This window comes from Pseudomonas sp. JR33AA, assembly GCF_021378985.1.
GTDB lineage: Bacteria > Pseudomonadota > Gammaproteobacteria > Pseudomonadales > Pseudomonadaceae > Aquipseudomonas > Aquipseudomonas alloputida.
The window spans coordinates 1-14,612 of record NZ_JAJSAW010000015.1; the positions used below are offsets into that span (position 1 = coordinate 1).

A 14,612-nucleotide genomic window follows, 5' to 3' on the forward strand; every position below is an offset into this window, starting at 1 on the left:
TGGGGGCCGGGTTCCACTGGGCGAAGGTGGCCTGCTGCTCCTGCGTGCCCAGCATGTCGAGCTGACCCAAGCGTTGTTCGGGCCCCCGGGCCATGGCCAGCAGCAGGTTCTGCCAGTGCCGGGCCATGCGTTGCACGGTGGCGTGGCTGAAGTGGCTGCAGTCGTATTCGAGGCTGAAGCCAAGGCCGTCGGCTGCGTATTCAAGGTCGATGCCGACCAGGCATTTGGCCTGGGCGCTGGCGGTGTCGAGGAAGTCCAGCTGCAGTGGGCCCAGGGCCAGCGGGCCGCTGGCAGTCCCGGCCACGCGCCAGTTGAACAGGGCCTGGAACAACTGGGTGGGTAGCACCTGGCCGTTGTGCTGCAGCGTCTCCAGGTAAAGCTCCATCGGGTAATCACTGTGGCTCAGGGCCGCAATGGACTGCTCGCGCAGGTTTTGCAGCAGGGTCTGCACGGATTGCTGCGGGTCGAGTTCGGCGCGGTAGATCTGGGTGCTGACGAAAAAACCTACCAGCTGCTGAGTTTCGCTGCGGTTGCGCCCGGCGCTTGGCACGCCGAGGCTGAATTGCCGCTGGCCGCTGTAGCGGCCCAGCAGCACCTGCCAGGCGGCCAGGGCGATGACGAAGGGTTGCACGCCTTGCTGCCGGCTGAGCTGCTGCAGGGCCCGGAACACCTCGGCGTCCAGCTGCGGGCCATGGTAGCGGGCACTGGTGCCCTCGGGCGGCGCGCCAGTGCAGCGCGGGTCGACGTCACCCGGCAACATCAACGGCTGCAGTTCGTCACCCAGCCGGGTATGCCAATAGCGGGCAGACGCTTTGCACGCATCGCTTTGCAGGTAAGCCTGGCGTTGCCAGATGGCGTAATCGGCATATTGGATGGTGGGCCGTCGCAGCTTGCAGGCTCCCTGGGCGGCTGCCTGCGAATAGGCGCCCAGCAAGTCGTGCAGCAGGATCGGATTGGACCAGGCGTCTGAAACGATGTGATGCATGTTCAGCAGCAACACATGCTCGTCACCTTGTACTTTCGCCAGTCGGGCCCGGATCAGGGGGGCGTGGCCGAGATCGAACGGAGCCAGCGCATCCGCTTCAATCAGCTGCTGCAGCGCATGTTGGCGCTGCTCGGCGGGCAGGGCCGTCAGGTCGTGGCAGGGCATTTCGAGGCGTGCGTCGGCTTCGACGAACTGCTGCGGTATGCCTTCGACTTCGGCGAACCGGCTGCGCAGGATGTCATGGCGATCGACCACCGCCTGCAAGGCCATGGTCAGGTGCTGGCCATGCAGTTCACCCTTGAGCGACAGTGCCCGTGGCAGGTTGTACGCTGCGCTCTGCGGGTTGAACTGCTGCAGGTACCACAGGCGCTGCTGGGCGAAGGAGAGGGGGGCTGGCCCGACGCTCTGGCGGGGTGATATCCGGTCGGGTTCGGGCAGCTCATCCTGGAGCAGGGCGAGCAAGGTGTCGTCCAGCAAGTCTTCAGCGAGCGAGTCGGCATCCGGTGATTCGTGCATGGCGGTCCCTGTGGCAGTCGAGGCGAAGGACAGCAGCGTGGGGGGCCGGCGTTGCCGGCGAACGGCCGCTGTCCTCTGGAGAGGTGTATGGCCAGTAGACGAGCCGCCGTGCGGCAAATTTACCGGCGGGTGCATTGGGCGGGGCGGGTCGGCAGGCCCCGGCCAGGGCGACAGCCGGCCTGGTCGGGGCGAGGGATGCAGCCGGTCAGGCCGGCTGGGTGGCAGTGCGAACCTTGCCGCTGTCCATGTGTACCAACTGGTCGGCAATATCGAAGTAGCGGTCATCGTGGGAGATGACAATGATGGTCTTGCCCAGGCGCTTGAGGTCCGGCAGCAGCTCTGTGTAGAAGATGCGGCGGAAGGTGGGGTCCTGATCGGCTGCCCACTCGTCGAACACCAGTACCGGGCGCTGCTCCAGCCAGGCGCTGATCAGTGCCAGGCGCTTGCGTTGCCCGGTGGACAGGTCGGTGGTGGTGAAGGCGCCGTCACGTACGCTGACCTTGTGCGCGATCTCCAGGCGTTGCAGGTATTGGGTAGCATCGTCGGGAATCTGCTGGTCGCCCTGAACCACGTCGTCGAACAGGTAGTAGTCGGCGAAAATGGTGGTGAACAGCTGTCGGTAGTCATCCCGGTCAAGCACCGAGACCGGCTGGCCATCCAGCAGGATTTCACCACTGTGCGGCGCATACAGGCCAAGCAGCAGCTTGATCAGCGTGGTCTTGCCACAACCGTTCTCGCCGACGATGAACACGATGTCGCCCTGATTGATCGTAAGGTTCACCGGGCCCAGGCGAAACGGCGTGCTGCCCTCGACGGCTGGAAATGCGTACTGCACATTGCGCAGTTCCAGGCTGTCGATGGCCTGGCGCGGTGCGCCTTGGCCGTCGAGCAGCAGGTTCGGTTCGGGCGAGGAAAACTGCTCTGACAGCTCGGCAATGCGCTGGAATGCCACCTGTGCCTTGCTGACCAGCGGCAGTACGCTGACCAGATGGTCCAGTGGGCCTTTCATGTACAGCAGTACCAGCACGAAGCCGGTCATTGCCGCCTGATCGACGCTTGTCCAGGTGCTCTGCAGGGCCAGTGCCACGCCGATGACGATGAAGAACAGCGTCGAGCCGAATGTCTTGGCCAGGATGTAGGTGTTGACTGCCTTGATCTGGATGGCGCTGATCCGCTCGCTGATCCCCTGGATGTGCCGGGTGAACATGCGATACCGGCGCGGCCGGTGTATGCGCAGCTCCTTGGCGCCCTGGGCAATGGCGTTGTAATGCTTCTGCAGATCGTCCTCGGCCTCGCGGGCGGTATTGAACCCCTTGATGCCGCGCGTGCGGGCGATGACCTGGGCGGTGATGCCGGCGCCCAATGCCAGCAGCATCAGCAGGAACAGCGGGCCGGACAAGGTTGCCAGGTAGCCCATGCAGCCCAGCGTCACCGTCAGCGAAATGGTCAGGGGGGCGAAGGCGAAGGAGAAATCGCTGATGGTATCGATATCGTGGGTCAGCACCGGGATCAGGCGGTGGCTGCGATAGCGCTCGATCTGCTCGATGGGCGCCGAAAGCACTTTTTCGCCCAGCTCCTTGCGCAGTTTGGCGATGATCTTCTGGCCAACGAAATTGGTGCCCATGTCGGAGAAGATGCTGCTGAGCAAGGTCAGCACGCAGAGGCTGGCAAACAACCACAGCACGCCATGGGTCAGCCCTGCTTCGCTGTTGAGGGCGCGGTTGATGGTGGCCAGCAGCGTGGTGACGCTGAAGCCGCCGAGGATGCCCAACAGTATGGAAACCAGCACGATGGGCCAGAACGGCTTGAGCAACTGGGCAAGCTCGCGGGTCGCGCTGAGCGGTTTGCGAATCATGGGGAAGTCTTCTCCAGGCGGATCAAAGGACGTGGTCATCAAAGAAGGCTTCACGCTCCAGGCGCAGCAGGGCGGCTTTCTTGTGGGCCAGTTGAATGTCCTTCAGGTGGCCGAACCCCTGGGACTTGAGGAAGTCGATCTGGCGCGTATGGTCGATGCGCGGCTCGCCGAGAATGCGCTGGGTGCGCGGGTCATCGAGGAACATGTAATGCATCAGCGAGCGGAACCAGCCGCGCAACTTGCCGATGCCCTGGTGCTTGGGCTCGCCGATCACCACATGCCAGCCACGGTCGTAATCGGCGACGTCGTAGTAGGGCGCGATGCGGTCTTCCTTGCACCAGTACACTTCGAAGTAGGCGAAGGGTTCGTCATCGAAGCAGCCGATCAGCGGGTGTACGCGCGGGTCGTCGAGCATTTCGCGAATGTATTGCGCATGTTCTTCCGGGGTGCCGGTCTGCTCCCAGAAGAACGCGACTTGCTCCAGGTTCATCCAGCGGTTGAAGGCTGCAAGGTCCTTCACCGGGTCGATGGTGCGCAGTGAAAAGGTGGCGTTCAGCTTCGGCAGGTGGCGTCGATAGACTTCGCCCGCCGGTTTTGGCGGGCGTTGCGGGTGGCGTTTCTCGCCGCTGAAGCAATAACGCGGGGCCGTGTGCACGCTGGCCGGCTCGCGAAGCCATGGCAGGGGTTGCTGCCAGAAGGTCTGGCGCGTGCAGCGCAGGGCAAGCCTGCCTTGGTCGTCGAACTGCCAGTGATCGAAAATGCCTTCACGGACCGCACGCACGGCAAATTCCCGGTCGCCAGGGACCTGCACATTCACCTCGTTGCATTGTTTGCGGTGGCAGAAACGCGTCGCCAGCACTGCCAGCATCGCGCTGGCCGGAAATGCTGGCGGAAGTTGTTCGAAGACGATGCGGTTGTCGACCTCCCGGTAGGGAATGGCGGCGCTGCTGTCCAGGCGCAGGCTGCCGCTCTCTGGCGTTTCATCCTGGGCACTGGCGTTGCGGCCATCGGCCAGGATCAGACTGAAAGAGGGTGCGTTCATAGGGTTTCCTGTGAGGGGGGCGAGTGCGACTTGTCGGGTGCTGTCCATGGATAAAGACGAACCGCACCTGCCGATGTTTAAGCGCCGGGTGCGGCACCGGCTTCAGCGCCATCGACCTGCCAGCCGCCGCCCAGGGCCTTGTACAGGGCGATGCTGCCCATGACCCGTTTGAGGCGCAGTTGCACATCCTCGTCCTGAGCCTGGTACAGGGTGCGTTGGGTTTGCAGGACGGTCAGCAGGTCCTCGGCACCTGCCTGATAGCGGCTTTCGGCGATGTCGAAGGCCTTGCGCGCCTGTTGCAGTTCGATTGCTTGCCAATGCAGTTGCCGGTCGATGCCGTCCACGGTATTGAGGGCCTTTTCCACATCGCCGAAACCGGCCAGGATGGCGCCGCGGTAGTTCTGCAGCAGTTCCTCCTGGGTTGCCACCGCCTTGTCGCGCTCAGCGCGCAGGCGGCCGTTGTTGAACACCGGTGTGACCAGGCCTGCGGCGAGGCTGGTGAAGGGGTTGCGCAAGACGTCCGGAAAATGATCGGCGCCGCTGCCGACCATCACCGTCAGGTTGAGTTTGGGCAGCATCGCCGCGCGGGCGACGCGCACATTGGCCTGAGCCGCCGCCAGCTTGGCCTCGGCATTGGCGATGTCCGGCCGTCGGCTGAGCAGTTCGCTGGGCAGGCCCGCATCGATCGAGGGCCAGTTGAGCTGGTCAAAGCGCGTGTTGCCCAGTTGCAGGTCCTGCACCGGCTGCCCGACCAGGGTCGCCAGGGTGATCAGGGCCTCCCGGGCCTGTAGCTGGTACAGCGGGCGTTGCCGTTGCTGGGTGGCGACCAGGCTTTGTTGCTGGGCCAGTTCCAGTGCCGTGGCCGAGCCTGCATCGAAGCGGGTCTGCACCAGTTGCAGGACACGCTCGGCATTGGCCAGGTTGAGGTCGGCAATACGCCCCTGCTGCTGGAAAGCCAGCGCCTGCATGTAGCTGTCGGCAACCTTGCCGAGCAAGGTCAGTTCAACGGTCGCACGGTCGAACTCACTGGCTTGCAGGCCGTGCAGGGCACTTTCGCGCGCTGCTGCGTTGCCGCCCCAGAAGTCCACCTCGTAGCTGGCCTTCAGGGCCACATCCAGGTAATGAGTGGTGCGCTGGGTCGGGCTGGAGTTCAGTTGGCTGTAGCCGTTGCCGTGCTGCAGGCGCTCACGGTTGGCATTGGCTGCCCCGGTGACCTCGGGCAGCAAGGGGCCGCCGGCAATGACCGCATCGGCCTGTGCCTGGCGGACCCGGGCCATGGCCGCGCCGATTTCGTGGCTGTCACTGCGGGCTCGTTCTACCAGTTGGTTCAGTGCCGGGCTGCCGAATGACTGCCACCAGCCGGTCAAATGGCGTGGTGTGCGCTGAGGCGTGGCCGCCTGCCAGCGGGCCGGGGCATGCACACCGTGTTGCGGCGGCGTTGCAGGGGTGGCGCAGGCGCTCAGCAACAGGCAGGCGCCGAGCAGGGGCAAGGGTTTGATCAACGTTGGGGTACTCATACGCTGGTAAGGGCGGCCACCGGGTCGAGCCGGGCAGCCTTGCGGGCGGGCATGAAGCCGAACGCGATACCGGTGACCACGGCGCAGGCGAAGGCACCGATGGCGGCAGGCAGCGAGAAGGCGACGGCGACCTGGCCCAGGCTCAGGGCGCCGCCGATCAGCAATGCCAGGGCGATGCCGCTGACGCCGCCGACCATGGTCAGCATCACGGCTTCGGTCAGGAACTGGCGCAGGATGTCGCGCTGACGCGCGCCGGTGGCCATGCGGATACCAATTTCCCGTGTGCGCTCGCGCACGGTCATCAGCATGATGTTCATCACCCCGATACCGCCCACCAGCAGCGAAATGGCGGCAATGGCGCCCAGCATCAGTGACAGCGCGTTCTGTGTCCTGGCTTCGGCCTGGATCATGGCCGCATTGTTGGTCAGTTCAAAGTCGGTGACGCCGTTGTGCAGTTTCAGCAGCAACTGGTCGATGACCTGCTCGGTCTGCTTCACCTGGCGCGCATCTGCAGCGGCGATCACCACGTACTCCGGGGCCTGGTTGCCGAACAGGCGCACGCTGGCGGTGGTGTAGGGCACCATCACCCGGGCGTCGGCATCCTGGTCGCCAGAACTGGCGCCCTTGCCGGCCAGCACCCCGATGACCTGGAACGGTGCGTTCTCGATGAGTATGTACTGGCCCACCGGGTTGCGGTCGGCAAACAGTTTTTCCCGGGTCTTTTCGCCAATCACCGCCACTGCCGCGCCGGCGGCTTCGTCGGCCTCGGTGAAGAAGCTGCCCTGGGCCACTGGCCAGTTGAATATCTGCGGGAAGGAGGTGTAGGAGCCGCCTACGTAGAGTTTCAGGTCCTGGTTGCCATAGCGCACACCGGCCTTGCCGCCATTGACGGGCATGATCATGCGCACCTGGGGCAGAGTGGCGATGGCGCGGGTGTCGTCCAGGGTGATGATGCCTTCCGGCGCCCTGGGTGCGGGTGGCTTGCCGTTGAGGTAGATGATGTTGGAGCCGAAGGCGCCCATCTGCGCCATGACCTGGCGTTTGCTGCCTTCACCCACGGCCAGCATGACCACCACCGACGCCACGCCGATGATGATGCCCAGCAACGTCAGTGCGGTGCGGAAGCGGTTGATCCACATCACCCTCCACGCCGCCTTGACGGCGTCCAGCAGTTCGCCTTTCCAGGCGCCGTTGTGCTCGCAGCCGTCGTTCAGGCGCTGGCGCAGGTCGACGGCCTGCAGCACGTCGGCCTCAGGGGGCGAAGCGGGCAGTGCCTCAGGCTGGGCCTGGTCGCTGATGATCCGGCCATCGCGGATTTCGATGATGCGCTTGGCCCGTGCGGCGACTTCCCGGTCGTGGGTGATGAGGATCACCACATGGCCCTGGCTGGCCAGTTCGTCGAGCAGGGCCATGACTTCGGTACCGCTGCGGCTGTCGAGGGCGCCGGTGGGTTCGTCTGCCAGAATGATGTGGCCACCGTTCATCAGCGCGCGGGCTATCGATACGCGTTGTTGCTGGCCGCCGGACAACTGGTGCGGGCGATTACCGGTACGTGCGGCCAGGCCCAGCCGGGTCAGCAGGGCATGGGCGCGCGCGTGGCGCTCGGCGGCGGGCATGCCGGCGTAGATTGCCGGCATTTCGACGTTTTCCTGGGCGGTGCCGGAGGCAATCAGGTGATAGCCCTGGAACACGAAACCGAAGGCTTCACGCCGCAGCCAGGCGAGTGCGTCACTGTCCAGGCTGGCCACCTGTTCACCCGCGAACAGGTAGTCGCCACTCGAGGGACGGTCCAGGCAGCCGAGTATGTTCATCAGCGTAGACTTGCCTGAGCCAGAGGTGCCGACAATGGCGACGAATTCACCTGCATGGATGCTCAGGTCGATGCCACGCAAGACCTCGATTTGCGGTGTATCGATGCCGCCATAGCGCTTGCGGATATCGCGCAGCTCGATCAAGGGGACTGGCATTTACCCTCCCGCACTGAGCAAGGGGCTGATCAGCAGGTGGTCACCTTCTTCCAGCCCTTCGAGAATCTGCACGCGCAGGCGGTCGCTGATGCCGGTGCGCACTTCGCGGTTTTCAATGGCGCCGCGTTTCGTCAGTACCTGTGCCAGCCTGCGATCAGGTTGCGTGCCAGGGTTCAGCGCGGAAATCGGGGCGGTCAGCACGTTCTGCGCACGGTCAGCGACGAAGAACACCTGGGTGGTCATTTCCGCCATCAGGGCGCCGTCGGCGTTATCGACGTCCAGCAAGACCGTATACAACACCACGCGGCCATTGCTTTTGCTGGCCGGGCTGCCGCTGCCCTGGTTGGCATGCTCCAGCGGCTTGGGCGGCACCGGCAGGATTTGCCGCACAGTGCTGTTCCAGCGCCGGGTGCCACCGCTGAGGGTGGTGAAATAGGCGTGCATGCCGGGTTTGACCTGGCCAATGTCCGCTTCCGACACTTCAGCCCAGACCGTCATCGGTGACAATTTGGCGATGCGCAGGATCAGCGGGGTCTGCTGCTGGGCGTTAAGCGTCTGCCCCTCGCGGGCATCGAGTGCGACCACGGTGCCGCTCATGGGGGCATAGATGCGGGTGTAACCCAGCTCGGCCTGGTCACTGCGCAGGCTGGCCTTGGCCTGGCGAATCTGCGCCTGGATCATGTCGATGCGTGCCTGGGTGGCCTTGAGCTCGGCGCGCGCCGTTTGCACATCCTCCTCGCGCGTGGCACCGCCCGCCGCCAGATGCTGCTGGCGCTGGGCCTTCTGCCGGGCCAGCTCATGCTGAGCCCGTTGCTCTTGCAACTGTGCCTGCAGGTTCTCGACCGAGTAGCGTCCGGCGTCCAGCTTGGCCTGTTGCGTGGAAGGGTCGATCTCGACCAGCAATTGGCCTTCTTGCACCGCGTCGCCGACCTCGACCTTGATGGCACGGATCTGCCCGGATGCCTGGGCGCCGACGTCTACATAGCGGCGTGGCTGCAAGGTGCCGATGGCGGTAACGCTGCTCTCGATATCACCCCGGCGAACAGTGACGGTATTCAGGCCATCATGGCTGGGTGGCATGATCTGCCAGGCACTTACGGCCAGCACTGTCGCCAGGCCAACTACGGTGATCAGGGCCCGGCGGGCCAAGGGGGGACGTTTCATGCAGGGTTCCGGCCAAAGTAAGTTCCTCCGAGACACGTCGCGGGGTTGTACTTTGAACGAGAACCAGCCCGCAAAATTTACTGCGCGGCATGTGGCGGGTGCTGATAACTGCCGGCGGCGAGTGAGCTATTGGGTAAAACGTTTAAGCTGCAACTTGCAAACACAAAAAAACCCGACAATTGTCGGGTTTTTTTGTGGACTCGAGTTACTGCTTGGCAGGTTCCGCCGGCGTCGCTGGAGCCGGAGTAGCCGGAGCGGCTTCTTCGGCAGCCTTCTGCTCGGCTTCGGCCTGATCTTTGGCAGCTTCGGCGTTTTCCTTGGCGGCTTCGTTCATCTTATCCTGAGCTTCACCCATTTTTTCCTGGGCCTGCTCGGCGTGTTGCTGTGCGTCCTGGGCTTTGTCTTCGCTCGCTTTATCGCAAGCAGCCAGGCCCATGGCAGCGGCCAGCATCAGAGCAAAAGCAAAAGGTTTACGCATGGGGGTGTTTCTCCTTGGTGGAATAAGTGACTTGTTCCTTCGAGTGCAACTACGCGGAATAAGTTCCACGAAGATTACAGATATATAACGCCCCGTTCTACATAGACTTTTTAACGAATTTATGCCGCTGCCCAGCGGCCGGTGGGAACAGCCGATGAACGATTCAACCTTGGTGGCAATGGCCGAACGCTTTCTCTCGGCGTTAAAACATTGTCAGCTGTTGCAGATGCGTGTGGCGCAGGCGGATGGTGATGGCATGACCCTGGTCCTGCCGTGGTCGCCCACGATTGTCGGCAACCCGCAAACCGGTGCCGTGCACGGCGGTGCGCTGACCACGCTGATGGACACCACCTGTGGCATGGCCACGTTGTGCGTGCTGCCGCGCTTCGAAGTGTGCCCGACGCTGGACCTGCGCATCGACTACATGCACCCGGCTGAGGCCGGCAAGGACATCTACGGCCACGCCCAGTGCTACCGTGTCACCCGCGACGTGATCTTTACCCGTGGCACCGCCTACCAGGACGACCCCGAGCAGCCTATTTGCCAGGTGGTGGGCACTTTCATGCGCCTGGGCCAGGACATCAAGGGCGGCATCCGTTTCGGCGACAGTCTGAAGGAGGGCGAGGCATGATTCCGCAAGCGGTGCGCCAGCAGCTCAACGCCGCCCATGCGGTGGGCGACTATCGACCATTGCTGGCGCTGATTCCCTATGCCGGGCTGATCGGCATCGAATGCGAGCGTCAGGGCGATGACCTGCTGTTCCGCCTGCCGGCAAGCCCGGACAATATCGGCAACCCACTGCTACCGGCCATCCATGGCGGCGTGATCGCCGGCTTCATGGAGCTGTCGGCAGCGCTGTACCTGCTGATCTACAGCGAGAGCGCAAGCATTCCGAAGATCATCGACTTTTCTATCGACTACCTGCGCGCCGGGCATTTTCGCGATACCTACGCCCAGTGCCAGCTGTGGCGCCAGGGCCGGCGGGTGACCAACGTGGCCATCACCGCCTGGCAGGGCGACAGGCAGTCGCCGATTGCCACGGCCCGTGCGCATTTCAAGATCGAACCGGAAAAGCCCTTGAAATCATCTGGGCAGCCCCCATCTGCATGACATCCGCCGTTAACGCTGGCCGAACCGGCCGCTAGGCGTCACCGCCATCAGATCGGAGTTTCGAAGACCATGACTGTGGAAACACAAAAGGAAACGCTGGGCTTCCAGACCGAGGTGAAGCAACTGCTGCACCTCATGATTCACTCGCTGTACTCGAACAAGGAAATCTTCCTGCGGGAGCTGATTTCCAATGCTTCCGACGCCGCCGACAAGCTGCGTTTCGAAGCCCTGGCCAAGCCAGAGCTGTTCGAGGGCGATGCTGACCTGAAGATTCGCCTGAGCTTCGACAAGGACGCCGGTACCGTCACCCTCGAGGACAACGGCATCGGCATGAGCCGCGAAGACGTCATCGCCCACCTGGGCACCATCGCCAAGTCCGGCACGGCCGACTTCATGAAGAACCTCACCGGTGACCAGAAGAAGGACTCGCACCTGATCGGTCAGTTCGGCGTGGGCTTCTACTCCGCGTTCATCGTTGCCGACAAGGTCGACGTGTACAGCCGCCGTGCGGGCCAGCCAGCGGCCGAAGGTGTGCACTGGTCGTCCAAGGGCGAGGGCGAATTCGAAGTCGCTACCATCGACAAACCACAGCGCGGTACCCGTATCGTCCTGCACCTGAAGAAGGACGAGCAGGAGTTCGCCGATGGCTGGCGCCTGCGCAACGTGGTCAAGAAGTACTCCGACCACATCGCCCTGCCGATTCAACTGCCGAAAGAGCAGGCCGCTGCCGAAGGTGAAGAGCAGCCGGCCGAAGCGTGGGAAACCGTCAACCGCGCCAGCGCCCTGTGGACCCGTTCGCGCACCGAGGTGAAGGACGAGGAGTACCAGGAGTTCTACAAGCACATTGGCCATGACTTCGAAAACCCGCTGGCCTGGAGCCACAACAAGGTCGAAGGCAAGCTCGAATACAACTCGCTGCTGTACGTGCCGGCCCGTGCGCCGTTCGACCTGTACCAGCGCGAAGCGCCGCGCGGCCTGAAGCTGTACGTGCAGCGTGTATTCATCATGGACCAGGCCGAGTCGTTCCTGCCGCTGTACCTGCGCTTCATCAAGGGTGTGGTCGATTCCAACGACCTGTCGCTGAACGTGTCGCGTGAAATCCTGCAGAAAGACCCGATCATCGATTCGATGAAGACCGCGCTGACCAAGCGCGTGCTGGACATGCTGGAGAAACTGGCGAAGAACGAACCCGAGAAATACAAGGGCTTCTGGAAAAACTTCGGTCAGGTGCTGAAAGAGGGCCCGGCCGAAGACTTTGCCAACAAGGAGAAAATCGCCGCCCTGCTGCGCTTTGCGTCCACCCAGGACGACAGCGGCGAGCAGAGCGTCGCCCTGGCCGACTACCTGGCCCGCGCCAAGGAAGGCCAGGACAAGATCTACTATCTCACCGGCGAGTCGTACGCGCAGGTCAAGAACAGCCCGCACCTGGAAGTCTTCCGCAAGAAAGGCATCGAAGTGCTGCTGCTGACCGATCGCATCGATGAGTGGCTGATGAGCTACCTCAACGAATTCGACGGCAAGGCCTTCGTCGATATTGCCCGTGGCGACCTGGACCTGGGCAAGCTGGATTCGGAAGAAGACAAGAAAGCCCAGGAAGAAGTGGCCAAGGACAAGGAAGGTCTGGTCGAGCGACTGAAAGGTGCGCTGGGTGACAGCGTGGCCGAAGTGCGCGTCTCGCACCGCCTGACCGACTCGCCGGCGATCCTGGCCATCGGCGAGCAGGACCTGGGCCTGCAGATGCGCCAGATCCTGGAAGCCAGCGGGCAGAAAGTGCCGGAGTCCAAGCCGATCTTCGAGTTCAACCCGAGCCACCCGCTGATCGAGAAGCTGGACCACGAGCAGAGCGAAGACCGTTTCGCCGAGCTGTCGCACATCCTGTTCGATCAGGCGGCCCTGGCGGCCGGTGACAGCCTGAAGGACCCGGCGGCGTACGTTCGTCGCCTGAACAAGCTACTGGTCGAGCTGTCTGCTTGAGTTGATGCTTAGGAAAGCCCGCTTCGGCGGGCTTTTTTTATGACGAGTGCCAAAGGAGTGCCTGATGAGCAAAGTAATCGTCGAATCGCTGGTTTATCACCTGTCCGGCAAGGCCTACGAAAGCCGTCTGGTCTATGAGCCGGGTGCGCTGGGCCGCCCAGGGCTGGTGATGGCGCCGAACTGGATGGGCATTGGTGAAGGTGCCGAGCGCATTGCCAAGGAAGTGGCCGAGAAGGGCTATGTGGTGCTGATTGCCGACCTGTACGGGCAATCGGTGCGCCCTTCCAATGCCGAGGAGGCTGGCGCGGCGATGATGCCGTTGAAGAATGACCGAGGCGAACTGCGCAAGCGCATGCAGGAAGCCTTGGCGCAATTGCTGGGGCAGTCGAAGGCGCTGCTGGAGCCTGGCAAGGTGGCCACCTTCGGCTTCTGCTTCGGTGGCTGTTGTGCCCTGGAACTGGCCCGTAGCGGCGCTGACCTGCGTGCGGCAGTGTCGTTCCACGGCACCCTGGACACGCCGCGCCCCGAAGATGCCAAACACATCAAGGGCTCGGTGCTGGTGTTGCACGGTGCCGCCGACCCATTGGTGCCTAAGGAGCAGCTGCCGGCATTCGAGGACGAGATGAACGCGGCCAAGGTGGACTGGCAGTTGCTCAGTTACGGCGGCGCGGTGCACTCGTTTACCGACCCGAATGCCAATATGCCGGGCAAGATGCAGTACGACCGGCGCACTTCGGAGCGAGCGTTCCGTTCGATGCATAATCTGCTGAGTGAAGTGTTTCAGCGCTGAGGTTGCAGGGGGCTGCTTTGCAGCCCTTCGCGGGTGAACCCGCTCCTACACGTCGGCCTGTGCCCAATCACCCATGTGTGCCCCCCGACCCAGGTGTAGGAGCGGGTTTACCCGCGAATACGGTGGCGGCAGCAACGCTGAACGGCGGGTGGAAATTGGCCAGCAGGGCCGGCCTCTGCGCCCAACCACCGACCTGTGTCCACCCCGATCAGGTGGTGGGGCGGGTTTACCCGCTAAGCGGCCCCATCACCGAGGCAACTCGATCCTCGAATGTTCCCCCGGCACCCCCGGCCAATCCCCCGCAGCCCACTTGGCCCGGGCCCGCTCGATCAGATCCGGGTCGCTGGCGACGAAGTTCCAGTTCATCCGACGCGGCCCATCCAGCGGGGCACCGCCAATCAGCACCAGTTGGCATTCACCCTCGGCATACAATGTCACCTCTTCGCCCTCCGGCAACACCACCAGGGTGCACGGCTCCACGTCTTCATCGTTCATCATCAACTCACCATCGAGCACGTACAGCGCCCGCTGCACATGCTCGGTCGGAACCAGCAAGGTAGTCGCCGGTTGCATCCGTACATGCGCATAAAGGGTAGGGGACAGCACCGGCACTGGTGACGCCAGGCAGAACCCGCTGCCAGCAATCATGCAGATACGTACACCCAGGCTGTCACTGACAGGCAGGCTCGCGGCTGGATGATGGCTGTAGCTTGCCGGGCCTTGTTCAAACTCGCGTGGCGACGCCAGCCATACCTGCAGCCCATGCAGGCGCGAGCCATGGGCCAGGGCATCTTCGGGGGTGCGCTCGACGTGGGCCACGCCGCTGCCAGCGGTCATCCAGCTGACATCACCTGGCAGCACCCGCTGCGCCGAGCCAAGGCTGTCCTTGTGCAGAATTGCACCTTCGAACAGGTAGGTCAGGGTCGACAGGCCGATATGCGGATGCTGGCGGATGTCCATGCCATGCCCCGGGGCATAGTCTGTTTCGAGCATGTGGTCGAAGAACACGAACGGGCCGACGCTGCGGCACTGGGCTGACGGCAGCGGGCGCAGGATCGGCTGGCCCTCGACCGTCTCGGCTCGGGGGGGGATGACCAGTGGGCTGCTCATGGGAAGGCTCCAGGCACGGTGGAAGTGCCTCAAGCATAGCGGTTTGCCCGCCGTGGCTGAACCGTCTTGGCGGCCGCCTGGTCTACTGGGTTCGTACTTGCATG

At 63.4% G+C, this 14,612-nt stretch carries 12 protein-coding genes; 4 read left to right on the forward strand and 8 right to left on the reverse strand.

Going from position 1 to position 14,612, the window contains the following annotated elements:
• The 7 genes from LVS58_RS20165 to LVS58_RS20195 all read right to left on the reverse strand — a co-directional run.
• The coding region (locus LVS58_RS20165; protein WP_233692522.1) for a condensation domain-containing protein at positions 1 to 1,501 on the reverse strand (1,501 nt) is incomplete at its 3' end.
• 205 nt (positions 1,502 to 1,706) lie between these two features.
• A complete protein-coding gene (locus tag LVS58_RS20170; protein WP_233692523.1) occupies positions 1,707 to 3,356 on the reverse strand; it encodes a cyclic peptide export ABC transporter in 1,650 nt (549 codons plus the stop codon).
• A 22-nt stretch (positions 3,357 to 3,378) separates the two neighbouring features.
• Positions 3,379 to 4,398 carry a GNAT family N-acetyltransferase gene (locus tag LVS58_RS20175; protein WP_233692524.1) on the reverse strand — a complete coding sequence of 340 codons (1,020 nt, stop codon included), beginning with the start codon at positions 4,396 to 4,398 and terminating at the stop codon, positions 3,379 to 3,381.
• A gap of 77 nt (positions 4,399 to 4,475) precedes the next feature.
• A complete protein-coding gene (locus LVS58_RS20180) occupies positions 4,476 to 5,915 on the reverse strand; it encodes an efflux transporter outer membrane subunit (RefSeq protein WP_267954592.1) in 1,440 nt (479 codons plus the stop codon).
• Positions 5,912 to 7,882, reverse strand: coding sequence for a MacB family efflux pump subunit (locus LVS58_RS20185; protein WP_233692525.1), 1,971 nt, complete (start codon positions 7,880 to 7,882; stop codon positions 5,912 to 5,914). Before LVS58_RS20185 ends, LVS58_RS20180 begins: the two co-directional genes overlap by 4 nt.
• The gene (locus LVS58_RS20190; protein ID WP_233692526.1) at positions 7,883 to 9,046 is read right to left on the reverse strand and encodes an efflux RND transporter periplasmic adaptor subunit; all 1,164 of its coding nucleotides are present in this window, start codon (positions 9,044 to 9,046) and stop codon (positions 7,883 to 7,885) included.
• Between the two features lie 205 nt (positions 9,047 to 9,251).
• Positions 9,252 to 9,524 carry a hypothetical protein gene (locus tag LVS58_RS20195; protein ID WP_003251523.1) on the reverse strand — a complete coding sequence of 91 codons (273 nt, stop codon included), beginning with the start codon at positions 9,522 to 9,524 and terminating at the stop codon, positions 9,252 to 9,254.
• A 154-nt stretch (positions 9,525 to 9,678) separates the two neighbouring features.
• Here LVS58_RS20195 and LVS58_RS20200 point away from each other — a divergent pair, with 154 nt between their 5' ends.
• The 4 genes from LVS58_RS20200 to LVS58_RS20215 all read left to right on the forward strand — a co-directional run bounded on the left by LVS58_RS20200 (position 9,679) and on the right by LVS58_RS20215 (position 13,398).
• Positions 9,679 to 10,155 carry a PaaI family thioesterase gene (locus tag LVS58_RS20200; RefSeq protein WP_233692527.1) on the forward strand — a complete coding sequence of 159 codons (477 nt, stop codon included), beginning with the start codon at positions 9,679 to 9,681 and terminating at the stop codon, positions 10,153 to 10,155.
• The gene (locus tag LVS58_RS20205; protein ID WP_233692528.1) at positions 10,152 to 10,634 is read left to right on the forward strand and encodes a PaaI family thioesterase; all 483 of its coding nucleotides are present in this window, start codon (positions 10,152 to 10,154) and stop codon (positions 10,632 to 10,634) included. Before LVS58_RS20200 ends, LVS58_RS20205 begins: the two co-directional genes overlap by 4 nt.
• A gap of 69 nt (positions 10,635 to 10,703) precedes the next feature.
• The gene (gene htpG, locus LVS58_RS20210) at positions 10,704 to 12,608 is read left to right on the forward strand and encodes a molecular chaperone HtpG (protein ID WP_233692529.1); all 1,905 of its coding nucleotides are present in this window, start codon (positions 10,704 to 10,706) and stop codon (positions 12,606 to 12,608) included.
• 64 nt (positions 12,609 to 12,672) lie between these two features.
• Positions 12,673 to 13,398, forward strand: coding sequence for a dienelactone hydrolase family protein (locus LVS58_RS20215; RefSeq protein WP_233692530.1), 726 nt, complete (start codon positions 12,673 to 12,675; stop codon positions 13,396 to 13,398).
• Positions 13,399 to 13,644: 246 nt separating this feature from the next.
• Here the strand turns inward: LVS58_RS20215 and LVS58_RS20220 are convergent, their stop codons facing one another.
• Positions 13,645 to 14,508, reverse strand: a complete 864-nt coding sequence (locus tag LVS58_RS20220; RefSeq protein WP_233692531.1) for a pirin family protein — start codon at positions 14,506 to 14,508, stop codon at positions 13,645 to 13,647.
• Positions 14,509 to 14,612: the final 104 nt, after the last annotated feature.